Genomic DNA, 22,340 nt, shown 5'->3' on the forward strand with positions numbered 1-22,340 from the left:
GGGCCCCGTCGCGACCACCCCGCGGTGGTCTCCCGGAGACTGGCCCGGTGGACGGCGGACCGCAGGCGGCCGTGGCGGCCCGGGTGCCCGGGGCCGCCGCGCTCGGCCTGCTCGCCCCGCCCGCGGCCCGGCCGCTGCCGGCGGTGCTCCTGGCCGACGCCGGCTGGACGGCGGAGCGGGTCAGCGCGCTGGGCCGCCGGTACCGCAGCGGCGACCGCCGGGCGCTGGCCACGGTGTGGTGGTACTCGGCGTCGGCGGTGCTGGTGACCCCCGTGGCGGCGGGGCTGGCCACCGGGCGCCCGCTGTCGGCGCGGCTGGCCGACACCACGCTGTACGAGGTCGGCGGCACGCTGCTGGCCGGGGTGTCCGCGGCGCCGGCCGGGCCGGACCCGGCGGGGGAGCTGCGGGAGTCGCTCGCCGCGGCCGTCGCCGCCGTCGCCGCGGCGGGCGGGGTGCGCGAGCGGCCGCTGTGGGCGGTGGCCACCGACGCGCTGGCCGGCCGGCTGCTGGCGCTCGGCCGGGCCCTCGGGGACGTCGCGACGGTGACCGCACTGGCCGCACCCGTGGCCGCCGCGGTCGGACCACCGCTGCCGGCGCCGCGCTACACCGACGTCGGCGGCACCCGGTTCGTCCGCCGCGTCTCCTGCTGCCTGCTCCTGCGGCTGCCCGGGCAGCCGACGTGCACCGCCTGCCCGGGCCGCCCGCCGGAGCACCGGCGGGTGCTGCTGGAGGCTGCCGCGGGTCTGTGGTGAGGCGAGCTCACCGGGCCAGCGCGCGGGCGATCGCCGCCCGGAGGTCGTCGATGCCCTCACCGGTCACCGCGGAGACCGGCACCGCGTCCGGGTACACCGCGCGGAGCCCGGCGAGCCACCCGTCCGGCGCGACGTCGACCTTGTTGAGGGCCAGCAGCTCCGGGTGGTCGCGCGCGCCGATCTCGTACAGGACGCCGCGCACCGCCGTCACCTGCGCCATGGCGTCGGGCGCGGAGGCGTCGACGACGTGCAGGACCAGGTCGGCCTCGACCACCTCCTCCAGCGTGCCGCGGAAGGCGTCGACCAGCTGGTGGGGGAGGTGGCGGACGAAGCCCACCGTGTCGGTGAGCGTGTAGTGCCGGCCGTCCGGGGTGCGGCCCTGGCGGACCGTGGGGTCCAGGGTGGCGAACAGCGCGTCCTGCACCAGCACGTCGGCGCCGGTCAGCCGGTTGAGCAGGGCGGACTTCCCGGCGTTGGTGTAGCCGGTGAGCGCCACCGCGGGGACCCGGCTGGACCGGCGGCGGCTGCGGGTGCGCTGCCGGCGGGCGGCGGTCTGCTGCACCTGTCGCCGCAGCAGGGTGATCCGGCGGCGCAGGTGGCGACGCTCGCTCTCCAGGCGCTGCTCGCCCGGTCCGCGGACGCCGGTCCCCGCGCCGCCGGCGGTGCGCCCGCCGCCGATCCGCGAGAGCGCCGTGCCCTGCCCGCGCAGCCGCGGCAGCTGGTAGGCCAGCTGGGCCAGCTCGACCTGCGCCCGGCCCTCGCTGCTGCGTGCGTGCTGGGCGAAGACGTCGAGGATGAGCGCGGTCCGGTCGACGACCCGGGCGCCGACCCGGTCCTCCAGGTTGCGCACCTGTCCCGGCGAGAGGTCGCCGTCGGCGATGACCAGCCCGGCCCCCTTCTCGGCCACCAGCTCCGACAGCTCGGCGACCTTGCCCGAGCCGAGGTAGGTGGCCGGGTCGGGGTGCTGGCGCGGCTGCACCATGCGGCCCACCACGGCCACGCCGTCGGTGTCGGCCAGCCGCTCCAGCTCGTCCAGCGGGTCGACGGCGTGCCCGTCCCCGTCACCGTCCCCACGGGCGTCGTCGGGCCGGAGCCCCAGCAGCACCGCGCGGGGCGGCTCCGCGCCGTCCCCGGCCGCCGTCCCCTCCTGTCGTGCTCCGAGCAGCCACGTGCCTGGCATCCCGGCCTCCCCGGCCGCCGTGGCCGGGGAGGAGGGCCGTGCTGGCCCGGTCGTCCCGGCTCCGCCAGCCTCGCCGGTCGGCTCCCGTCCCGCCACCGGGAGGAGGAGCAACGGGTCGCCGCACGGGTGCCGGGTGTGACGCCGGTGGCCGCGGCCGGGGGTCAGGGGAGGCAGCCGCGCACGGACTGGTCCTCCCGGTCGGCCAGGGTCCGGTCACCGGCCTGGACGAGCAGTCCGGTCGCCGAGATCGTGAACGGGGTCCCCTGCTCCGACCGGCCGACCGCGAGGAACCTGCTGGTGATCGTCACGACGCCGTCGCGCGGGCGCACGGCCCACCGGTCGGTGTACCGGGTGGTGTACGTGTGCGAGCCGGAGCGGACCACCAGGGTCCCCCGCGTCTCGGAGCGTGCGTCGAGCACGCTGGCATCGACCTCGGGGCTCTCGGTCAGGGCGACCACCTGCGCGTCGGTCAGGCCGGCGACCGTCGACCGCAGTCGGATCGTCTGCGTGCCGGTGAAGTGGGCGGTCTCCTGCGGGGTGCACACCCCGGTGTCCCCGTCCGCGCCGGTGGCCTGGTGGGTCTCCTGGACGGGGACCGTCACGACGTAGTGGGTGGACGGCGGCCCGGCCCAGGCGGCGGAGGGGAGCGCCACCCCGGCCGCGGTGAGCGCGGCGACCAGCGCGGGCCGCCGTCCGCGGTGGGGGCGCACCCGGGGAGGGGAGTGCTCGGCACCGGTCCGGTCGGGAGCTGCCGGTCCACGGCGCCGCGGCTGTGAGCGGGTGTCCATGAGGACCTCCAGGTGTGGGTCGGTGGACGGTCCGAGCCTCTCGACGGCGGTGGGCCGGCACATCGGGCGGCAGGTGGGTCCGCCTCCGCCTGCCGGTGGACCCGGATCGCTCCGCGGACGGACCAGCCGGGGGGCGCGGGCGGCTACCGTCCCCCCGTGACCCGGCAACGGGTGCTGGACCGCCGGCGGGCGGGGACGGGACTGCCCGGGACGTCCCTCGGGGAGTGGCTCCCCGCCGTGGCGATGGCCGGGCTGTGCGTCGCCGAGGCACTCCTGGGGTCGGCGTCCCGCCACCCGGCCGCGGACGCGGTCGCCGGGGCGTCCGCGGCGCTCGTGCTGGCGGCGCGCCGCCGGGCGCCGGTCGCCGTCCTGCTCGTCGCCTGCGCCCTGCTCCTCCTGCCGGCCGTTCTCGACGGCGCCTCCCAGTCAGGGGCCCAGGCGGCGGTGATCGCCGTCGGGGTCTACGCCTGTGGCCGCCACGGGCACCGGCCCGGGGCCCTGGTCGGCGTACCCGTCGGGTCGGCGGCGGTGCTGCTGCACCTGGCCTGGGACCCGCTCGGCAGCGTGGCCTCCTCCTGGGTCTGGGCGCTCCACCCCGTCTGGATCTACGCCGTGGGGGCGTGGGTGCGCCAGCAGGCCGGTGCGGTCGAGCGGACACGGGCGGAGGTCGAGGCCCGGGCGGCGGCGGCCGCGGCCGAGCACCGCGTGCGCCTCGCGCGCGAGGTGCACGACGTGCTCGCCCACGACCTGGTCGTGATGCTCGTGCAGGCCGGCGTCGCCGACGAGCTGCTCGAGTCCGACCCGGACCGCGCCCACCGGGCGCTCGCCCACGTCCAGGACACCGGCCGCTCGGCCATGCAGGACGTCCGCGGGGTGCTGGAGGCCCTGCGCGGGCCGGTGGACCCGCGCGGCGAGGGCCCCTCCGGGTCGGCCGTCCAGCAGATCGAGACCGTCGTGGCCGCCGTCCGCGCGGCCGGCGTGCCGGTCTCCCTCGTCGTGACCGGTGCGGCGGACGGGCTGGACCCGGGAACCGGAGCGGTCGCCGTCCGGGTGGTCCAGGAGGCGCTGACCAACGTGCTGCGGCACGCCGGGCGGCCGACGACCGAGGTCCGGCTGACGGTGGCCGACGGCCGGCTCGCCGTGCAGGTGCACAACGAGCCCGGCGCCCCGCCCGTGCGGCACCGCCCCGGCGGCCGCGGGCACGGCCTGCGCGGGATGCGGGAGCGGGTCACGGCCGCCGGCGGCACCGTCGCCGCGGGGCCGGACCCCGCGGGCGGTTTCACCGTGGCGGCGGAGCTCCCGCTGCCCGCCAGGGCGGGCGGTGCCGGGTGATCCGCGTCCTGGTCGCCGACGACCAGGAGCTGGTGCGCGAGGGGCTGGCCCTCATCCTCGGCGCCCAGCCCGACGTCGACGTCGTCGGGACCGCCTCCGACGGCGTCGAGGCGGTCGCCCTGGCCCGGCAGCTCGCGCCCGACGTCGTCCTGATGGACGTGCGGATGCCGCGGCTCGACGGCATCCAGGCCACCCGGCGGATCCAGGCCGCGGCGCCGGGGTGCCGCGTCCTCGTGCTGACCACCTACGACCTCGACGAGCACGTCCTCGACGCGCTCGCGGCCGGTGCGAGCGGCTACCTGCTCAAGGACACGCCGCGCCCGTCGCTGCTGGCCGCGGTCCGCGCCGTCGCGGAGGGGGACGTCCTCCTCGACCCCGGGGTCACCCGCCGCCTGGTCGACCGCCACCTGCGCGGACCGGCCACCCCGGCCGCGCGGCGGCTCCTGGGCCGGCTCACCCCGCGGGAGGGGGAGGTGCTGGGCGTGGTCGCCCGGGGAGCCACCAACGCCGAGATCGCCGTCGAGCTCGGGATCGGCGAGGCGACGGTCAAGACCCACGTGGCGAGGCTGCTCGAGAAGCTCGGTGCACGCGACCGGATCCGGCTGGTCGTCCTCGCCCACGAGGCCGGCCTCGTCGGGCCCCCGGCCCGGCCGGGGTGAGGCAGGCGTCAGGGCAGGAACAGCAGCGAGTCGCCGAACTCGTGCCACAGGTACCCACCGTCGACCGCGGCCCGGTAGGCGCGGGCCACGAGATCGGCGCCGGCGACCGCCTCGAGCAGCAGCACGTGGCTGGCCTCGGGGGCGTGCAGGCCGGTGACCAGCCCGGTCACCGCCCGGGCCGGGCGGTCGGGACCCAGGACGAGGTCGGTCCAGCCCTCGCCGGGCCGGGTGACGCCGTCCTCGCCGGTCACCGTCTCCAGGGCCCGCGTGACCGTGGTGCCGACGGCGACCACCCGCCGCCCGGCCGCCCGGGTCGCGGTGACCAGCCGGGCGGTGACCTCGGGGACGCGGTAGCGCTCGGGCGCCGGCGGCTCGTGCACCTCGGGGCTGGAGACGCCCGCGTGCAGGACCAGCGGGACGACCGGGACGCCGCGGGCCAGGAGCCGCACGAGCAGCCGGTCGGTGAACGGCCGCCCGGCGCTGGCGTTCTCCGCGCTGCCGGGTTCGGTCGCGTAGACGTTGCGGACGTCGGCCAGCGACACCGGCGCATCCAGGTACCCGTAGTGCACCGGCCGGCCGTACCGGGCGAGGAAGGCCGGCACCGACACCGCCGGGCTGGCGTGCGCCCGCCACAGCCGCCCGGGCGCCGCCGGGTCGGGGAAGCCGTCGCGCAGCACCAGGCGCACCCCGCCGGGCAGGTCGAGCGCGGTGCCGGGTTCGAGGCCGGTCTCGGGGCCGTCGTCGGTGGGGCGGCGCACCTCCACCAGCCACGAGCCGTCGTCGAGCGTCGTCGAGACGTGGACCGGGGTGGTCGCGCCGTCGGCGCGCCGGGCAGGGAGGCGGGCGGGCAGCGTCGCGGAGGTGTTGACCACCAGCAGGTCGCCGGGCTCGAGCAGCTCGGGCAGGTCGGAGAAGCGGGCGGAGGTGGTGCGGCCCGGGCCGACGGCCAGGAGCCGGACGCCGTCGCGGGTCAGGCCCCGGCGCTCCGGCGGGACGGTGGCCAGTGCCCCCATCGGCAGGGCAGGGGCGGTCACCGGCGCACCGCCGCGGCGACGTCGGCCACGCGGACGCGCGGGCCGGCGACGTCGCCGTCGAGCACGCGCAGCAGCGCGGGCGCGACGTCCTCCGGTGCGGCGAGGTCGGCCGGGTCGGCGCCGGGGTCGGCGGCCGCGTGCATGTCGGTGGCCATGTCACCGGGGTCGACGGCGAGGACGCGCAGCCGCGGGAGCTCGACGGCGAGGACGGCGGTCAGCAGGTCCAGCGCCGCCTTGCTCGCGCCGTAGCCGCCCCACCCCTCGTAGGCCTCGACGGCGGCGTCGCTGGTCACCGTGACGACGGTGCCGCCGGCCCGCTCGAGCGCGGGCAGCACCGCCTGGACCAGCGCCAGCGGGGCCACGGTGTTGACCCGCAGCAGGTCCTCGAGGTCGGCGGGCGCGAGGTCGGCCAGCCGGGGCAGCGGTGTCGGCCCGAGCGCGGAGGCGTTGGCCACGAGCAGGTCGAGGGAGTCGCCGGCCGCGGCGGCCAGCGCGGCGCGGTGGACCGGGTCGGCGACGTCGCCGGGCAGGGCGGTGACCAGGTCGGGGCGGGGGAGGGCCGCGACCGCGGCGGCGAGCCGGGCGGCGTCGCGGGCGTCGACGACGAGCCGCCAGCCGCGGCAGGACAGCTCGGTGGCGAGGGCGAGACCGAGGCCGCGGGAGGCTCCGGTGACGAGGGCGGTGGGTGTCATGGCGCTACGCTGCGACCTGAAGTCGAGTTGAGGTCAAGGGGGCTGCCCGTGGAGCTGCTCGCGATCGGGGAGGTGGCGGCCCGCTCGGGGCTGGCGCCGTCGGCCCTGCGGTTCTACGAGGCCGAGGGGCTGGTGTCGGCCGAGCGCACGCCGGGCGGCGCCCGCCGCTACCCGCGCTCGGTGCTGCGCCGGCTGGCCTTCGTGCGCGCGGCGCAGAACGTCGGCCTGTCGCTGCCGGAGATCCGCGAGGCGCTGGCCTCGCTGCCCGAGGGGCGCACGCCCTCGGCCCGCGACTGGGAGCGGCTCTCCCGCTCCTGGCGGGACCGGCTCGACGAGCAGATCGCCGCCCTCGTGCAGCTGCGCGACGGGCTGTCGTCCTGCATCGGCTGCGGCTGCCTGTCGCTGACCTCGTGCGGCCTGTCCAACCCCGGCGACGTCGCCGGCGCGGAGGGTCCCGGAGCCCGCCGGCTGTCCCCGGTGCTGCGCCGGCTGCCCCCGGGCGGCCGGGCCGGGGTCTCCGCCGCACCTCGCGCCCCCGCGCCCGGGAGGCGATGATCCGGACGGGACCGCACCCGGGGAGGAGAGCCGGATGACCGTCATGCCCGCCGCCTTCATCGGCCACGGCAACCCGATGAACGCCCTCGAGCGCAACCGCTACACCGAGGCGTGGCGGGCGCTCGGCCGCGCCGTGCCCCGGCCCCGGGCCGTCCTCGTCGTCTCGGCGCACTGGTACGTGCACGCCACCGCGGTGACCGCGATGCCCCGGCCGCGCACCATCCACGACTTCTTCGGCTTCCCGCCCGAACTGTTCGACGTGGAGTACGCCGCCCCCGGGCTGCCGGAACTGGCCGAGCAGGTGGCCGACGTGGTCTCCCCGACCTGGGTCGGCGCCGACCTCGACAGCTGGGGGATCGACCACGGCGCCTGGTCGGTGCTGCTGCACGCCTTCCCCGACGCCGACGTGCCGGTGGCGCAGCTGTCGATCAACGCGCTCAAGAGCGCCGACTACCACCTGCAGATGGGTGCGGCGCTGGCCCCGCTGCGCGAGGACGGCGTCCTGGTGGTCGGCAGCGGCAACGTGGTGCACAACCTGGGCGGGGTCAGCCGGGCGATGCCCGACGCCGGGTTCGACTGGGCGCAGCGGTTCGACGAGGCCGCCCGCGACGTCATGCTCAGCGACCCGGCCGCCATCGCCCGCCTCGACGGGCACCGCGACTTCGACCTCGCCGTCCCCACGCCCGACCACTTCCTGCCGCTGCTCTACATCGCCGGGATGGCCGGCGCGACGGGGACGACGGCGGAGGTGCTGGTCGACGGGTACGCCTACGGCTCGCTGTCGATGACCAGCTACACCGTCGGCATGCCGCCACCCGCGACCGACGGCAACGGGTTCGCCGCGCCGCTGCCCGAGGGGCCGCCTCCGGACGGTGCCAACATCTAGGAGGACCACCCTCCCCCCACGCCTCGCATGCTCGGCGCGGGTACCTGGAAGGGGGCCGTTCCATCCCCTCACCCGGTGGCGGCGGGGGGCTCGCCCGGTGCCGGGCGGGCGGCGTCGCTGATCCGCGGGAAGGGCCGGGTCGAGAACACCACCTCGACCGGCACCCGGAAGAACTCCGCGATCCGCAGCGCCAGGTGCAGGCTGGGGTTGTACTCGCCGCGCTCGAGGTAACCGACCGTCTGGTAGTGCACTCCCAGGGCGTCGGCGAGCTCCCGCCGGGTCACGCCCTGCTCCGCGCGCAGCAGCGCGATCCGGTTGTAGACGGCGTCGCGGTCGCCGCTCACCGCACCCACTGGGCCGCGGACTCCCGGGCCGCCGCCACCGACGAGCCGGACTGCCGGCGGGCCATCCGCCGCAGCACCCGCGGCGTGACCAGCAGGCCGGCCACCGCCCACGCCGCCAGGACGAGCACGGTCGTGCCCGTGCGCCACGAGTCGCCGAGCTCCACGGCGGCCGCGGCGTCGGGGAGGAACGCCGAGCGCATGCCCAGGCCGATCCAGTAGGTCGGGAAGACCTGCGCGACGGCCTGCACCCAGCCCCACAGCGCCTGGACGGGGAAGAAGATCCCGGAGATCGCGGTGACCACGAAGACCGGCAGCATCCCCCAGGTGCTCACCTTCTGCGTGCTCGGGACCACCGATCCCAGCACCATGCCCAGCGGCAGGGTGGCCAGCAGCCCGAGCGCGACCACCCAGGCGACGGTGAGCCAGCCCGCCGCGCCGCGCTCCACCACCCCGTCGAAGAGCAGGAAGCTCGGCACCAGGATGACCAGCAGCATGGGCAGCAGCCCCAGGGAGTGGTAGACCACCTGGCCGGTGACGTAGCCCTGCATGCCGTGCGGCACCGCCTTGTGCCGCAGGAGGGTGCCGTCCTCCCGCTCCATCGCCAGGGAGAACGCCGGGCCGATGACCACGCCGAAGGCCAGCAGCGCCGCGAGGATGCTCGGCAGGCTGTACGCGACCAGCGAGACGTCGGTGCCCTCGAGCTGCTCGTCGCGGTTGAACCACAGGTAGAGCAGCGTGCTGATGCCCACGAACAGGTAGAAGCCCTGGTCCTGCGGGCTGCGGAGGCTGAGCAGGAACTCCGTCCAGCCGCGCCGGACGCCGAGGCCGAGTGCGGTGCGGGTGGCGCTCACCGGGTCACCTCCGCGAGGACCGGGGCGGTCGGGGCACCGGCCTCGAACCGCTGCACCATGGCCAGGTAGGTGTCCTCGAGGCTGGCGTGGCGGACCTCGAGGTCGGTCAGCGCGTCGCCGTGCTGCTCGAACAGCCCGCGGACGAACGCGACGACGTCGTCGGTGCCGTGCACGAACCGCTCCCCGCCGCACGCCCAGCGCACCTCCGAGGTGCCGGCCACCTGCCGGGTCAGCGCGTCGGGACTGCCGTCGGCGACGATGCGGCCGTCGGCCAGGACCAGGATGCGGTCGGCCAGCCGCTCGGCCTCGGCCAGGTCGTGGGTGGTGAGCAGGATGCTGGTGCCCTCCAGGTCCGAGAGCCGGTGCACCAGGTCGTGGAAGTCCCGGCGGGCCTGCGGGTCGAAGCCGGCCGTCGGCTCGTCGAGGAAGAGCAGCTCCGGGCGGCCGACGATGCCGACGGCCACGTCCAGGCGGCGCCGCTGGCCACCGGAGAGGGTGCCGATCCTGCGGTCGGCGAGCTCGGCCATCCCGACGACGTGGAGCAGCCGGCCGACGTCGTAGGGGCGCGGCCGCTCGGGGGTGCCGTACGGGGCGTAGTAGCCGCCCAGCTGCTCGAGCAGCCGGCGCGGGGTCCAGCGGGCGTGGTCGCGCCACGACTGCAGCACCACGCCCACGCGGGCACGCCAGGCGTCCCCGGCCCGCGCCGGGTCCGCGCCGAGCACCTCCACCTCGCCGCCGGAGGGCACCCGGAAGCCCTCGAGCACCTCGATCGTGGTCGTCTTGCCGGCCCCGTTGGGGCCCAGCAGGCAGACCACCTCACCGGCGTGGACGTCGAGGTCCACCCCCGTGAGCACCTCGGTGCTGCCGTAGCTCATCCGCAGGTCCCGCACCCGGACGACGGGGTGCTCGGATCCGTGCTGGCTCATCGCCGCTCCCTCGGACATCAGGGTGCGACTGATAGTAGGAGTGCTACATCCGGAGCACAACTACTCCGTCGGAGCCGTCAGCGGGGCCGGTCCAGCGCGGGCGCCAGGCCGACGACCTCACCGACGACCCACACCGCGGGCGGCCGGATCCCCTCGTCGGCGAGGGTCCGCGCCAGGTCGGCCAGCGTCGAGCGGACGACGCGCTGGGTCGGGGTGGAGCCGTCCGCGACGACGGCGACCGGGGTCCCCGGCGACCGGCCGTGCTCGACCAGCGCCGCCGCGATCGGCCCCGCGGTGTCGACGCCCATGAGGACGACGACCGTGCCGCGCAGCCGGCCCAGCGCCGGCCAGTCGACCAGCGACTGCGGGTGCCCGGGCGGCACGTGCCCGGAGACGACGACGAACTCGTGGGTCAGCCCGCGGTGGGTGACCGGGATGCCGGCCAGGCCGGGGACGCCGATCGCGCTGGTCACCCCGGGGACGACCTCGACCGGCACGCCCGCGGCCACGCACGCCTCGAGCTCCTCCATGCCGCGGCCGAACACGAACGGGTCGCCGCCCTTGAGCCGCACCACCCGCCGGCCGGCCAGCGCGTGCTCGACGAGCAGCGCGTTGATCTGCTCCTGCGCCATCGACCGCCCGCGCGGCAGCTTCGAGGCGTCGACGACCTCGACCTCCGGCGGCAGCGAGGCCAGCAGCGACTGCGGCGCGAGGTGGTCGGCCACGACGACGTCGGCCTGCGCGACCGCCTGCTGCCCCCGGACGGTGATCAGCCCCGGGTCGCCCGGACCGCCGCCGACCAGCACGACGCTGCCGGTACGGGGGCCCTCGGGGGCGCGGGCCGCGCGGTCGCGGATGCTGCCGTCGGTGAGCCCGGCGACGACGGCGTCGCGGACGCCGACCGCCCGTTGCGGGTCACCGCCGCCGTGCACGCCGACCACCAGGTCGCCCTGGCGGCCCACGGCGGGCGTCCAGACGCTGGAGGCGGATCGGTCGTCGGCGCGGGCGCAGAACACCCGCAGCCGCTCGGCCTCCTCGGCCACCGCCGCGTTGACGGCGGGGTCGTCGGTGGCGGCCACCGCGTACCAGGCGCCGTCGAGGTCGCCGGGCCGGTACCGGCGGCGCACCCACGACAGCGAGCCGGGCTCGACGAGCGCCTCGAGCGCGGGGGTGACCTCGGGGCTGACCACGGTCACCCGCGCCCGGGCCTCGAGCAGCCCGGCCACCCGGCGGTGGGCGACCGAGCCGCCGCCGACCACGACGACGCGGCGGTCGAGCAGCCGCAGGCCGACGGGGTAGACGACGCCGCTGGCCGGGTCGACGGGGGTGGCGTTCACGAGGTCTCTCTCACAGGCCCGCTCCGCGGGTCGCGGACGGGGTCGGGCGGGTGGTCAGCGGTGCTCCTCCGGGACGGCGGTCGTTCCCGTCGAGGATCCCAGCGAGGTCGGCGGCGAACGCACGCGAGGTCGCCGGGTCCCGCACGGCGACCCGGAGGTGGTCGGGGGACAGGCCCGGGAAGGTGTCCCCGCGGCGCACCGCCCAGCCCCGCGCGCGCAGCGCGGCGCGCACCCGCTCGCCGTCGGTGACGCGCAGCAGCACGAACGACGACCGCGGCTCGCCGACGACGACGCCGGGCGGCAGCGCGGCGAGCAGGGCGGCGCGGTGCGCGGCCAGCTCGTGCGCCGCAGCGTCGGCCTCCGCGCGGGCCCGCGGGGTGGTGCAGGCGACGAGCGCGGCCAGCGCCGGGGTCGACAGCGGCCAGTGCGGCTGGGCGGCGGCCATCGCGGCGACCACGTCCGCCGGCCCGAGGGCGTAGCCCACGCGCAGGCCGGCCAGGCCCCAGGTCTTGGTCAGGCTGCGGACGACGACCAGGCCGGGCAGGTCGGCGCGGGCGGCCAGCGAGTCCGGCTCGCCCGGCACGGTGTCGGCGAAGGCCTCGTCGACCAGCAGCACCCGGTCGGGGTGGGCCAGCGCGGCGACGTCGCCGGCCGCGTGCAGCACCGACGTGGGGTTGGTGGGGTTGCCCAGGACGACCAGGTCGGCGTCCTCCGGGACCGCCCGCAGCCGGTACCCCGGCGGCTCGAGCAGCAGCCGCTCGACCGGGTGCCCGGCCGCCCGCAGCGCCGCCTCCGGCTCGGTGAAGGAGGGGTGCACCACGACCGCCCGTCGTGGCCGCAGCGCCCGCGCGAGCAGCACGAAGGCCTCGGCGGCCCCGGAGGTGGGCAGCACCTCGGCCGGGTCGCGGCCGTGCGCGGCGGCCACCGCGGCGCGGGCCGGGCGGAGGTCGGGATAGGCGGCGACGTCGTCGAGGGCCGCGGACAGCACCCGCCGCAGCCACGGCGGCGGGGTGCCGGCGCGGACGTTGACGGCGAGGTCGACCAGGCCCGGCGCGAGGTCGAGGTCGCCGTGGTGGTCCAGGTCGACGTGGTCGTCGATGTCCCGGGTCACGCCGCCACCGCGACCGTCACCCGGCCGTGCACGGTCCTCGCCACCACCAGCCGCGTGCCACCGAGCAGCGCCGCGGCCTCGGCCACCGACGGCGTGCCCACCGCCGCCGCCACCCGGGCCGACGGCGAGGGCACCGCGACACCGGCCAGGACCGCGGCGGGGTGCCCGGTCAGCGGCCAGCGGCGGGCGGCCGCCGCCCCGGCCAGGCCCGGTTCGGCGGCCCGGGCGTCGAGGGTGGCCAGGCGCGCCACGCGGGCGCCGGCGGGCAGGACGGCGTCGACGGCGGCCAGCACCTCCTCCGCCGACACCCCGGAGACCGCGCCGACGCCGACGGTCACGTCCACGGGGAGACGCCGGGGCGGTCGGGGAGCGCGGCCAGCAGCTCGGTGGCGTCGCGGGGCAGCGGACCGTCGTCGGGGAGCAGCCCGAGCCCGCGCAGCCGGGCGCCGACGGTGAGCGCCCAGGGCCGGTCGAGCCGGGCGCGGGCGAGCAGGTCGTCGTCGGCCAGGAGGTCGGCGGGGGCACCCTGGACCACCCGCCGGTCGACGACGACGGCGACCTCGTCGGCCCAGCGCAGCGCGAGGTCGACGTCGTGGGTGCTCATGACGACCGTCGACCCCGACGCCTGCAGGCGCTCGAGTGCGGCCAGGGCCTCGGCGACGGCGGACGGGTCGAGGCCGGCGGTGGGCTCGTCGAGGAGCAGCACGCACGGGCGCATCGCGACCGCGCCGGCGATCGCCACGCGCTTGCGCTCGCCGTAGGAGAGCTGGTGGGTCGGCCGCGCGGCCAGCGCGTCGACGGCGAGCAGCGCGAGTGCCTCGGCGACCCGCTCGCGCACCGCGTCCTCGGGCAGGCCCAGGTTGAGCGGGCCGAAGGAGACGTCCTGGGCCACCGAGGCGCTGAACAGCTGGTCGTCGGGGTCCTGCAGCACGAGCTGGACCTCCTGCCGGTGCGCCCGCAGGCCGCCGCGGGTGTGCCGCAGCAGCTGCCCGTCGACGGCGACCGCGCCGGCGTCGGGCCGCAGCGCGCCGGACAGGCAGCGCAGCAGCGTGGTCTTGCCCGAGCCGTTGGCGCCCAGCAGCGCGAGCCGGCGCCCGGCGGGGACGGCGAGCGACGCGCCGTCCAGGACCCGGGCGCCGCGTCCGTAGCCGACGACCAGGCGCTCGGCGGTCAGCGTGCGGTGGCTCATGCCAGCCCGCCCACGGCCACCAGCGCGGCCAGGCCGGCCGCGGTCGCGGCGAGGAACGCCGGCGAGGACGGCCGCGACTCGGGCAGGACCTGCAGCCCGGTCTCCATGCCGCGGCCGGCCAGGCCCTCCTGCATCCGGCGGGCGCGCTCCCAGGAGCGGGTCAGCACCGCGGCGGCCAGCACCCCCGAGGACCGGTAGGAGCGGCGCAGCGACGAGTGGCCCATCCGCGCGGTCTGCGCCTCCCGGATGGTGTGCAGGCTCTCCAGCAGCACGAAGAGCATCCGGTAGGTCACCCCGGCCACCTCGAGGACGGCGGCCGGCACCCGCAGCCGGCGCAGCGCGGGCAGCAGGTCGCTCACCGGCGTGGTGGTGGCCAGCAGCAGCACCGCGGCACCGCCGGCCACCGAGTGCCCGACCAGCTCCCCGGCCCGGGCGGCGGCGCCGGGTGCCCAGCCGAGCCCGCCGCCGTCGACCGAGACGACGGCGGTCAGCGCGCCGACGGCGACGAAGGCCAGCGGCCAGCGCACCGCGCGGCCGAACGTGCGGGCCGGCACCCGGGCCGGGCCGAGGGCGAGGACGACGGCGGTGAGACCGACCAGCACCGATCCCGGCCAGACCGGCAGCACCAGCGCGCACCCGACCAGGCCGCCGCAGAGCAGCAGCTTGTCCAGCGGCGAGCGGGTGCGCCAGGCGCTGGCCCAGGCGGCGTCGTCGACCGCCAGGCCGGTCACGGCTGCTCGGGAGGCGAGGTCGTCTCCCGGGCGGCGCGGCGGCCGCGCAGCCGGCCCAGCACGTACCCGAGCACGCCGCCGCCCAGCGCCGCCTGCAGCGCGAACAGCCCGGACTCGACCTCACCCGACGACGGGGAGAAGACCGACTCGAACCACGGTTCGTAGCCCGACTCCTCGACCGCCGCGGTGGCCCGGCCGTCGGTGCCGGCGTAGTCGGAGGCCCCGCCGTCGAGCAGCAGCGGCAGCGCGAACAGCGCGACCACCGCGAGCACCAGCAGCGCGGTGACCAGCCGGCGGCGGGTCACCGGGCCTCCTCCGCCGTCTCCTCCGCAGCGGCGGGGCGCAGCAGGCCGAGGCGCTCGAGCTCCGGCCGGGCGTTGACGGTGAGCACCCGGAACAGCAGCACGCCGAGCAGGCCCTCGCCGACCGCCAGCGGGACCTGGGTGAGCGCGAAGACGCCGAGGAACTTGACCAGCGCGCCGGCGAACCCGGTGGCCGCGTCGGGGAAGGCCAGCGCCAGCTGCAGCGACGTCGTGACGTAGGTGGCCAGGTCGGCGAGGGCGACGCCGGCGAACACCGCGGGCAGCAGGCCGCTGCCGGCGGCGCGGGCCAGCCGGTAGGCGCCGTAGCCGGCCCACGGGCCCACGACGGCGAAGGCGACGGCGTTGGCGCCCAGCGTGGTCAGCCCGCCGTGCGCCAGCAGCAGCGCCTGGAACAGCAGGACGACGGTGCCCAGCAGCGCCATCACCGGTGGCCGGAACAGGATCGCGCCGGGACCGGTGCCCGTCGGGTGGCTGGAGCTGCCGGTGACCGAGGGCAGCTTGATCGCGCTGAGCACGAAGGTGAACGCGCCGGCCGCGCCGAGCAGCAGGGTGGACTCGGGGTGCTCGCGCACCTCCCGCACCACCGCCCGGGCGCCGTGCACGACGAAGGGGGCGGCGGCGAGCGTCCAGCCGATCGCGTGCGGAGCCGGGAGGAACCCCTCAGCGATGTGCATGCCGTGCCTCCTCGGGACGGGCCGCCGCGCAGGAGGCGACCAGGCGCTGGGCCAGCGCGGGGCTGCCGGCCCAGTTCAGGTGCAGGTAGGAGGCGTGCACGCCCCGGGAGACGAACCCCTCCGGCCCGCCTCCCGCCCAGCGCCAGGCCGGTGCGGCCCCGGCGGCCGGGGTGGCGACGGTGCGGTGGAACTCGTGGCCGCGCACCCGCGTGCCGGCCGGCGCGAGGACGGAGTCGCTCAGTGCGACGGCCTCGCGGTAGCCGAGGGTCAGTCGCGGGGACATGACCGCGTCGGTGGGCAGGACCCCGCACATCGGGACGCCGTCCAGGGTGCGGGCCAGGTACAGCAGGCCCGCGCACTCGGCGGCGACCGGGCCGCCCCGGGCGGCGAGCGCGGCGATGTCCGCGCGCAGCGTCCCGTTGGCCGAGAGGTCCGCGGCGTGCACCTCGGGGAACCCGCCGCCGACCACCAGGCCGGCGGTGCCCTCGGGCAGCGCCTCGTCGCGCAGCGGGTCGACCGGCACCACCTCGGCGCCGGCGGCCTCGAGCAGCTCGGCGTTCTCTGCGTAGCCGAAGGTGAAGGCGGCGCCGCCGGCCACGGCGATCCGCGGCCGGCCCGCCCCCGGGGACACCTCGGCCGCGGGGTCCCACGGGACGGCGTCCAGGGCGGGGGCGGTGCGGGCCAGCCGGAGGACGGCGTCCAGGTCGACCGCGCCGGCCACCACCTCGCCGAGCCGGACGACGGTCGCCAGCGCCTCGGCCGACCGCTCCGCGGCGGGCACCAGCCCGAGGTGGCGCGACGGCGTGCCGAGCTCGGCCAGCCGCCGGATCGCCCCGAGCACGGGCACCCCGGAGCCGCCGAGCGCGTCGCGGAGGATCTCCTCGTGCCGGTCGCTGCCGACCCGGTTGAGCACCACGCCGCCGAGCCGCACCGTCGGGTCGTAGGTGGCGAAGCCGTGCACGAGCGCGGCGACGCTCTGCGCCTGCGCCGAGGCGTCGACGACCAGCACCACCGGCGCGCGCAGCAGCCGGGCGACGTGCGCGGTGGAGGCGAACCCGGGCTCCAGGTCCGGCCGCGTGGCGCCGTCGAACAGGCCCATGACCCCCTCGACGACGGCGACCTCCGCGCCGCGGGTCCCGTGCAGGAACAGCGGGACGACGCGCTCCTCGCCGACCAGCACCGGGTCGAGGTTGCGCCCCGGGCGCCCGGCGGCCAGGCCGGTGTAGCCGGGGTCGATGTAGTCGGGGCCGACCTTGTGCGGCGAGACGGCCAGCCCGCGGGCGGTGAGCGCGGCGACCAGCCCGGTGGCGACCGAGGTCTTGCCGGCGTTGCTGCTCGGCGCGGCGACCACCACGCGCGGGACGCTCACCACCGCCGTCCCCTGGTTGCGGGCACTTCCGCGGAAGTGCCTCGGGCACTTCCGCGGAAGTGCACGGTCGGGCTCACCACTCGATCCCCCGCTGGCCCTTCTGGCCGGCGTCCATCGGGTGCTTGACCTTGGTCATCTCCACGACGAGGTCGGCGGCGTCGACCAGCGCCTGCGGGGCGTCGCGCCCGGTGACGACGACGTGCTGGGTGCCGGGCCGGTGCGTGAGGGTCTCGACGACGTCGTCGACGTCCACCCAGCCCCACGTCAGCGGGTAGGTGAACTCGTCGAGGACGTAGAAGCGGTGCGCCTCGGCGGCGAGGTCGCGCTTGATCTGCGCCCAGCCCTCGGCGGCGTCGGCGGCGTGGTCGACCTCGGTGCCCTGCCGGCGCGACCAGCTCCAGCCCGAGCCCATCTTGTGCCAGACCACCGGGCCGCCCTCGCCGGTCTGGTCGTGCAGCCGGCCCAGCGCGGTCAGCGCGTTCTCCTCGCCGACCCGCCACTTGGCGCTCTTGACGAACTGGTAGACCGCGATCGGCCAGCCCTGGTTCCACGCGCGCATCGCCATGCCGAACGCGGCGGTGGACTTGCCCTTCATCTCGCCGGTGTGCACGGCCAGCAGCGGCCGGTTGCGGCGCTGGCGCGTCGTCAGCCCGTCCTGCGGGGTGACCGCGACCCGTCCCTGCGGCATCAGGCGGCCTCCCGCACCGAGCGGACCGTGGCGGCCAGCGCGTCGGCGGCGAGCTCCTCCAACCGCAGCGTCCGCGCGTCCAGGTGCGCGCCGAGGACGCCGGCCAGGCCCAGCCGCACCGGCCCGGACTCGCAGTCGACGACGACCGCCGCCGTGCCCTCCGCCGCCAGCCGCCGCGCCGCCGCGTGCGCCGTGCCCAGCGCATCGGAGCCGCGGACGCCGGTGGCCCGCCCGTCGGTGACCACCACCAGCAGCGGCCGCCGCCGGGGGTCCCGCACCCGCTCGACGCGCAGCACCTCGGCGGCGCGCAGCAGGCCCGCGCCCAGCGGGGTCCGCCCGCCGGTGGGCAGCTCGCGCAGCCGGGCCGCGGCGGCCTCGACCGACCAGGTGGGCGGCAGCGCGAGCTCGGCGTCGGCGCCGCGGAAGGTGACCAGGCCGACCTTGTCGCGCCGCTGGTAGGCGTCGAGCAGCAGCGACAGCACCGCGCCCTTCACCGCCGCCATCCGCGACCGCGAGCCCATCGAACCGCTGGCGTCGACCACGAACAGCACCAGGTTGCCCTCGCGGCCCTCGAGCGTGGCCTGGCGCAGGTCGCCGCGCTGCACCCGCAGCCCGGGGCCGGTGCGGCCGCGCGCGGTCTGGTGCGGCGCGGCGGCGAGCACGGTGTCGGCCAGGTGCAGACGGGTCACCGGTCCCGACGGGCGCGTGGACCCCACGACCCGGCCGCGCTCGGCCCGGGCCCGCGACCGCCGCCCGGCCGCACCGGCGCCGATGCCGGGCACCTCCAGCCGGCGCGCGCGGAACGGGTCCCCCGGCGCGACCGCCGCCCGCTCCGCCGCCGGCGCCGACCCGCCGTCCCCGCGCTCGTTCCCCTCGTCGAGATCACGCGATCTCGGCGCCTGCGCCGGCGTGTCGCCGTCGAGATCGCGCGATCCCGACGAGGAGTCGGGGCCGTCACCGGCACCGTCGCCGGGCGGGGGCGGGGGAGCACCGCCGTCGTCGGGGCCCTGGGGCGGGTCGTCGTCGGGGCGGGAGTCCTCGAGCGCCTGCTCCAGGGTGTCCTCGTCGAGGCCCGGGGCGTCGAACGGGTTGCGGCGCCGGCGGTGCGGCAGCGCGAGCCGGGCGGCCACCCGGACGTCGTCCTCGGTGACCTCCTCGCGGCCGCACCAGGCGGCGTGTGCGATCGCGGTGCGGGCGGTGACCAGGTCGGCGCGCAGGCCGTCGACGTCGAAGGCCGCGCAGACGGCGGTCACCTGGCGCAGCGCGGCGTCGGAGAGGGTCACCCGTGGCAGCCGGGCCCGGGCGGCGGCGATCCCGGACGCCAGCGCGGCCTCCTCCGCCGCCCACGCCGCGGCGAACCCGGCGGGGTCGGCGTCGAAGGCGAACCGGCGGCGGACCACCTCGGCGCGCTCGGCCGGGTCGCGGGGTGCGGCGACCTCCACGGTGAGCCCGAACCGGTCGAGCAGCTGCGGGCGCAGCTCGCCCTCCTCGGGGTTCATCGTCCCGACCAGCAGGAACCGGGCGGCGTGCCGCACCGAGACGCCCTCGCGCTCGACGTAGGCGGTGCCCAGCGCCGCGGCGTCGAGCAGCAGGTCGACGAGGTGGTCGTGCAGCAGGTTGACCTCGTCGACGTAGAGCACGCCCCGGTGCGCGGCGGCCAGCAGCCCCGGCTCGAAGGCCTTCACGCCCTCGGTCAGCGCCCGCTCCAGGTCCAGCGACCCGACGACGCGGTCCTCCGAGGCGCCCACCGGCAGCTCGACCAGCCGCGCCGGCCGCGTGTGCCCGGGGACCGCGTCGTGCGGGCCGTCGGGGCAGGCCGGGTCGGGCGCGGCCGGGTCGCAGGCGAAGCGGCAGCCGGGCACGACGGCGACCGGCGGCAGGACGGCGGCCAGCGCGCGCACCGTCGTCGACTTCGCCGTCCCCTTCTCGCCGCGCACCAGGACGCCCCCGATGGCCGGGGAGACGGCGTTGAGCAGCAGCGCCAGCCGCATGTCGTCCATGCCGACGACGGCGCCGAAGGGGTAGGTCATGCGGCTCGACCGCGCACGGCAGGTGTCCTCTCCCCGGGTGTCCACGCCCGGAGGTGGCAGGAGGCGACGGCGGGAGTTCCTGACTCACCGGCACGGGACCGGCTCACAGTGGCGGGACCGCGCCGGAGTCGCACCGGGCTTCCTCCACTGCCGTCGCTGTGGCGGCGCCCATGGAACCACGCCCGACCGCAGGCGGACAGGCCGGGCCGCCGACTTGACGCAGGTCGGCTGCGGCGGGTCCCGTCTGCGGCATGGCGGGCGCCCGGCTCCTCGACGCCGCCGTGGTCGTCGCCGGCGCCGTGGGAGCCGTCGTCCTGCTCGACCGGGCCGGCGTCCCGTCCCCCGCGCTGTTCGGCGGGCTGCTGGCCGGGCTGGTCCGCGGGCTGGCCGGGCGCACCCCCGCCGACGTGCCGCGGGCCGGGCAGGCGGCCGCGCAGGCCGTCGTCGGGATCGCGATCGGCACCCTGGTCGACCCGGACACCCTCGCCGCCCTCGGCGAGGACTGGCTGCCGGTCCTGCTGGTCACCGTCGCCACGCTGCTGCTCACCGTCGCCGCCGGGCTGCTGCTGCGCCGCCAGCCGGGCATCACGCCGGTGACCGGCGCCTTCGCGATGATCGCCGGGGGCGCGTCGGGGATCACCGCCATGGCGCGCGACCTCGGCGCCGACGACCGCATGGTCGCGGTCCTGCAGTACCTGCGCGTGGTGCTCATCGTGGTGCTGATGCCGGTCGTCGCGACGACGGTCTACGGCGCCGACCCGGGCGGCGGCACCGTCCCGGCGGGACCGCCCGGCCCGGGCCGGCCCGCGGACCTGCTGTTCACCGCCGCCTGCGCGCTGAGCGGCCTGCTGCTCGCGCGGCTGGTGCGGCTGCCGGTGCCCGCCCTGCTCGGCCCCCTCCTCGTCGCGGCGGCGGCCGACCTCTCCGGGGTCTCCGGCGGTGCGGCCGTGCCCCCGGGGGTGGAGGCGGCGGCCTTCCTGCTCATCGGTCTCGCCGTCGGGGTGCGCTTCACCGTTGCCAGCCTGCGCACCGTCGGCCGGGCGCTGCCGGTGGCGCTGGGGATCATCCTCGGGCTGGTCGCCGCCTGCGCCGGCCTCGGCCTGGTGCTGTCCGCGGCCACCGGCGTCAGCCGGCTCGACGGCTACCTCGCGACGACGCCCGGCGGCCTCTACGCCGTCCTGGCCACCGCCACCGGCAGCGGCGCCGACGCCACGTTCGTGCTCGCCGTCCAGGTGCTGCGGCTGTTCGTGATGCTGCTCGCGGCCCCGCTGGTGGCCCGTCGGCTGCGCCCCCGGCCGGGGTGACGGCGTGCGCCGGGCGCTTACCCTCGACCGGGTGACCGCGCCGAGGGAGGAGACCGAGCTGTCCGACGTCGACACCACCGAGCTGCCCGGGGACGCGGCGGCGACGGCGCAGGACGCCGTGCTGCTGTTCGTGGGCGGCCCGCTCGACGGGCGGGTGGAGATCCGTGCCGCACGCCACGGGGACCCGCTGCCCACGGTCACGCACGTGCACCTCCACGACGGGCCGAAGGTCGTCTCCCGCTACGACCTGCACCCGCTGCCCGGACAGGCCGGCGTCTACCACCTCCGCCCGCCGGGCCCGGAGCCGCGCCGCGACCCCACCGGCTGAGGGAGGTCCTCGCCGGTTCCCGCACGCACCCGCGCGGCGGGGACCGCGGCGAGCAGCAGCGCCAGGGCGGAGACGAGGGCGACGACGGGCAGCCCGGAGTGCTCGTACGCCGGCCCCAGGCCCGCGGTGCCCAGCGACGCGGCCAGGTAGGTGACGGCGCTGTAGAGCGACAGGACCGGACCGCGCGCCGGCCCGTCCGCCAGGGAGAGCAGGCCGACCAGCAGGCTCAGCCCGAGGTGGTTGACCAGCCCCCAGGCCACGGCCAGCAGCAGGACGGTGGCGAGCGAGCCGATGGTCAGCGGCACCAGGCCGTAGACGGCGGCCAGGACGAGGACGGCCGGGAGCAGCAGACGGGCCGGCCCGACGCGGTCGACCCGGGCGTCGAGCAGCCCGGCGGCGCCGAAGCCCGCGCCGTAGGCGAGCGCCAGCAACCCGGCCTGGGCGGCGCTCGCGCCCTCCTCCGCGCGGAGGTGGTGCCCCAGGTAGGCGTAGGTCGCGTAGAAGGCGCCCATGTAGGCCAGGACGACGAGCAGCAGCGGGCGCACGCCCGGTCGCCGCAGGGCCGCCGCGTACCCGGTGCCGCTGCCGCCCTCGCGCGGGGCCCGCGGCTCCGGGAGGCGCCCGAGCAGGCCGACGAGCACCAGCGACAGCGCGGCGACCCCGGCGAGGGTGCCGCGCCACCCGACGGCGCCGCCGGCCGCCGCGGCCAGCGGCACGGCCACCACCATGGCCACCGACCAGCCGAGGAGCACCCGGCCGACCGCGCGGGTCTGCGCGCGGGCCGGTGCCAGCTCCCCTGCGGTGGCGTAGGCGGCGGGCAGCAGCACACCGGCGGCCGCGCCGGCGACGGCCTGGCCGGCGGCCAGCCACACCCAGTGCTGCGCAGTCGCCGAGAGCAGCAGCCCGGCCGACAGCACCGCCGCGGCGGCGCGCAGCACGGTGCGTCGTGGCAGCCGGTCGGCGGTCCTCCCCAGCGCGAGCGCCGACACCGCGGTGGCCAGGCCGTAGGCGCCCGCGGCCCGGCCGACCGCTGCCGGGCCGGTGCCCAGCGACCGGGCGACGTCGACGAACAGCGGGGCGAGCAGCAGCGACTGCGCGCCCACGACGGCCACCGCCGCCATGAGCAGCCACGGTGCGGACCCGAGCCGGACGGCCCCGGTCGGGCGGTTCGGGAGGCTGGGCACGCCCCCGACCGTAGGTCCGAAGGACGTTCGGTGACACCGCTCCATGACCGAACGACGTCGACTCCGTATGCTG

The 22,340-nt window shown here is 77.9% G+C and carries 25 protein-coding genes and 1 riboswitch; of the genes, 7 read left to right on the forward strand and 18 right to left on the reverse strand.

Features of this window, described 5'->3' with window-relative positions; translation table 11 throughout:
* Positions 1 to 47: 47 nt before the first annotated feature.
* Positions 48 to 752, forward strand: a complete 705-nt coding sequence (locus tag ACI78U_RS11195; protein ID WP_456875384.1) for a (2Fe-2S)-binding protein — start codon at positions 48 to 50, stop codon at positions 750 to 752.
* Positions 753 to 759: 7 nt separating this feature from the next.
* On the opposite strand, the gene hflX is transcribed toward ACI78U_RS11195, so the two are convergent.
* Both hflX and ACI78U_RS11205 read right to left on the reverse strand, forming a co-directional pair.
* A complete protein-coding gene (gene hflX / locus ACI78U_RS11200) occupies positions 760 to 1,932 on the reverse strand; it encodes a GTPase HflX (protein WP_456875385.1) in 1,173 nt (390 codons plus the stop codon).
* 161 nt (positions 1,933 to 2,093) lie between these two features.
* Positions 2,094 to 2,642, reverse strand: coding sequence for a hypothetical protein (locus tag ACI78U_RS11205; protein ID WP_456875386.1), 549 nt, complete (start codon positions 2,640 to 2,642; stop codon positions 2,094 to 2,096).
* A 234-nt stretch (positions 2,643 to 2,876) separates the two neighbouring features.
* Here ACI78U_RS11205 and ACI78U_RS11210 point away from each other — a divergent pair, with 234 nt between their 5' ends.
* Entirely contained in the window at positions 2,877 to 4,052 is a 1,176-nt protein-coding gene (locus tag ACI78U_RS11210) for a sensor histidine kinase (protein ID WP_456875387.1), read from the forward strand.
* Positions 4,049 to 4,711, forward strand: coding sequence for a response regulator (locus ACI78U_RS11215; RefSeq protein ID WP_456875388.1), 663 nt, complete (start codon positions 4,049 to 4,051; stop codon positions 4,709 to 4,711). The genes ACI78U_RS11210 and ACI78U_RS11215 overlap by 4 nt, the downstream gene beginning before the upstream one ends.
* Positions 4,712 to 4,719: 8 nt before the next feature.
* Here the strand turns inward: ACI78U_RS11215 and ACI78U_RS11220 are convergent, their stop codons facing one another.
* Both ACI78U_RS11220 and ACI78U_RS11225 read right to left on the reverse strand, forming a co-directional pair.
* Complete coding sequence (locus ACI78U_RS11220; RefSeq protein WP_456875389.1) at positions 4,720 to 5,745, reverse strand: S-adenosylmethionine:tRNA ribosyltransferase-isomerase; 1,026 nt, start codon at positions 5,743 to 5,745, stop codon at positions 4,720 to 4,722.
* Positions 5,742 to 6,437, reverse strand: coding sequence for an SDR family NAD(P)-dependent oxidoreductase (locus ACI78U_RS11225; protein WP_456875390.1), 696 nt, complete (start codon positions 6,435 to 6,437; stop codon positions 5,742 to 5,744). Before ACI78U_RS11225 ends, ACI78U_RS11220 begins: the two co-directional genes overlap by 4 nt.
* Positions 6,438 to 6,485: 48 nt before the next feature.
* Between ACI78U_RS11225 and soxR the strand changes: the two genes are divergently transcribed.
* Both soxR and ygiD read left to right on the forward strand, forming a co-directional pair.
* The gene (gene soxR, locus ACI78U_RS11230) at positions 6,486 to 6,992 is read left to right on the forward strand and encodes a redox-sensitive transcriptional activator SoxR (RefSeq protein ID WP_456875391.1); all 507 of its coding nucleotides are present in this window, start codon (positions 6,486 to 6,488) and stop codon (positions 6,990 to 6,992) included.
* 34 nt (positions 6,993 to 7,026) lie between these two features.
* Positions 7,027 to 7,878 carry a 4,5-DOPA-extradiol-dioxygenase gene (ygiD, locus tag ACI78U_RS11235; protein ID WP_456875392.1) on the forward strand — a complete coding sequence of 284 codons (852 nt, stop codon included), beginning with the start codon at positions 7,027 to 7,029 and terminating at the stop codon, positions 7,876 to 7,878.
* Positions 7,879 to 7,946: 68 nt separating this feature from the next.
* On the opposite strand, the gene ACI78U_RS11240 is transcribed toward ygiD, so the two are convergent.
* From ACI78U_RS11240 to ACI78U_RS11300, 13 genes are all read right to left on the reverse strand, one after another.
* Positions 7,947 to 8,222, reverse strand: coding sequence for a helix-turn-helix transcriptional regulator (locus ACI78U_RS11240; RefSeq protein ID WP_456875393.1), 276 nt, complete (start codon positions 8,220 to 8,222; stop codon positions 7,947 to 7,949).
* Positions 8,219 to 9,073 carry an ABC transporter permease gene (locus ACI78U_RS11245; RefSeq protein ID WP_456875394.1) on the reverse strand — a complete coding sequence of 285 codons (855 nt, stop codon included), beginning with the start codon at positions 9,071 to 9,073 and terminating at the stop codon, positions 8,219 to 8,221. Before ACI78U_RS11245 ends, ACI78U_RS11240 begins: the two co-directional genes overlap by 4 nt.
* On the reverse strand, positions 9,070 to 9,999 hold the full coding sequence (locus ACI78U_RS11250; RefSeq protein ID WP_456875395.1) for an ABC transporter ATP-binding protein: 930 nt from the start codon (positions 9,997 to 9,999) through the stop codon (positions 9,070 to 9,072). Before ACI78U_RS11250 ends, ACI78U_RS11245 begins: the two co-directional genes overlap by 4 nt.
* Before the next feature lie 77 nt (positions 10,000 to 10,076).
* The gene (gene cobA / locus ACI78U_RS11255) at positions 10,077 to 11,336 is read right to left on the reverse strand and encodes a uroporphyrinogen-III C-methyltransferase (protein ID WP_456875396.1); all 1,260 of its coding nucleotides are present in this window, start codon (positions 11,334 to 11,336) and stop codon (positions 10,077 to 10,079) included.
* 10 nt (positions 11,337 to 11,346) lie between these two features.
* Positions 11,347 to 12,447: an Rv2231c family pyridoxal phosphate-dependent protein CobC gene (gene cobC, locus ACI78U_RS11260; RefSeq protein ID WP_456875397.1), complete on the reverse strand. Its 1,101-nt coding sequence runs from the start codon at positions 12,445 to 12,447 to the stop codon at positions 11,347 to 11,349.
* A complete protein-coding gene (locus ACI78U_RS11265; protein WP_456875398.1) occupies positions 12,444 to 12,791 on the reverse strand; it encodes a cobalamin biosynthesis protein in 348 nt (115 codons plus the stop codon). The genes cobC and ACI78U_RS11265 overlap by 4 nt, the downstream gene beginning before the upstream one ends.
* Complete coding sequence (locus ACI78U_RS11270; RefSeq protein ID WP_456875399.1) at positions 12,782 to 13,636, reverse strand: energy-coupling factor ABC transporter ATP-binding protein; 855 nt, start codon at positions 13,634 to 13,636, stop codon at positions 12,782 to 12,784. The genes ACI78U_RS11265 and ACI78U_RS11270 overlap by 10 nt, the downstream gene beginning before the upstream one ends.
* Complete coding sequence (gene cbiQ, locus ACI78U_RS11275; RefSeq protein ID WP_456875400.1) at positions 13,633 to 14,367, reverse strand: cobalt ECF transporter T component CbiQ; 735 nt, start codon at positions 14,365 to 14,367, stop codon at positions 13,633 to 13,635. Before cbiQ ends, ACI78U_RS11270 begins: the two co-directional genes overlap by 4 nt.
* Complete coding sequence (locus ACI78U_RS11280) at positions 14,364 to 14,672, reverse strand: energy-coupling factor ABC transporter substrate-binding protein (RefSeq protein WP_456875401.1); 309 nt, start codon at positions 14,670 to 14,672, stop codon at positions 14,364 to 14,366. The genes cbiQ and ACI78U_RS11280 overlap by 4 nt, the downstream gene beginning before the upstream one ends.
* Positions 14,669 to 15,364: an energy-coupling factor ABC transporter permease gene (locus ACI78U_RS11285; RefSeq protein ID WP_456875402.1), complete on the reverse strand. Its 696-nt coding sequence runs from the start codon at positions 15,362 to 15,364 to the stop codon at positions 14,669 to 14,671. The genes ACI78U_RS11280 and ACI78U_RS11285 overlap by 4 nt, the downstream gene beginning before the upstream one ends.
* Positions 15,351 to 16,733, reverse strand: a complete 1,383-nt coding sequence (locus tag ACI78U_RS11290) for a cobyrinate a,c-diamide synthase (RefSeq protein WP_456875403.1) — start codon at positions 16,731 to 16,733, stop codon at positions 15,351 to 15,353. The genes ACI78U_RS11285 and ACI78U_RS11290 overlap by 14 nt, the downstream gene beginning before the upstream one ends.
* Before the next feature lie 73 nt (positions 16,734 to 16,806).
* Positions 16,807 to 17,421: a cob(I)yrinic acid a,c-diamide adenosyltransferase gene (gene cobO / locus ACI78U_RS11295; protein ID WP_456875404.1), complete on the reverse strand. Its 615-nt coding sequence runs from the start codon at positions 17,419 to 17,421 to the stop codon at positions 16,807 to 16,809.
* Complete coding sequence (locus ACI78U_RS11300; protein WP_456875405.1) at positions 17,421 to 19,451, reverse strand: putative cobaltochelatase; 2,031 nt, start codon at positions 19,449 to 19,451, stop codon at positions 17,421 to 17,423. The genes cobO and ACI78U_RS11300 overlap by 1 nt, the downstream gene beginning before the upstream one ends.
* Positions 19,452 to 19,524: 73 nt before the next feature.
* A riboswitch (cobalamin riboswitch) is annotated at positions 19,525 to 19,596 on the reverse strand.
* Between the two features lie 106 nt (positions 19,597 to 19,702).
* On the opposite strand from ACI78U_RS11300, the gene ACI78U_RS11305 reads away from it, so the two are divergent.
* A complete protein-coding gene (locus ACI78U_RS11305) occupies positions 19,703 to 20,755 on the forward strand; it encodes an AbrB family transcriptional regulator (RefSeq protein ID WP_456875406.1) in 1,053 nt (350 codons plus the stop codon).
* 31 nt (positions 20,756 to 20,786) lie between these two features.
* Positions 20,787 to 21,083, forward strand: a complete 297-nt coding sequence (locus tag ACI78U_RS11310; RefSeq protein ID WP_456875407.1) for a hypothetical protein — start codon at positions 20,787 to 20,789, stop codon at positions 21,081 to 21,083.
* On the opposite strand, the gene ACI78U_RS11315 is transcribed toward ACI78U_RS11310, so the two are convergent.
* Positions 21,032 to 22,267, reverse strand: a complete 1,236-nt coding sequence (locus ACI78U_RS11315) for an MFS transporter (protein WP_456875408.1) — start codon at positions 22,265 to 22,267, stop codon at positions 21,032 to 21,034. The two genes, ACI78U_RS11310 and ACI78U_RS11315, sit on opposite strands and share 52 nt — an antisense overlap.
* Between the last annotated feature and the right edge of the window lie 73 nt (positions 22,268 to 22,340).

The organism is Geodermatophilus sp. SYSU D00710 (assembly GCF_054050195.1).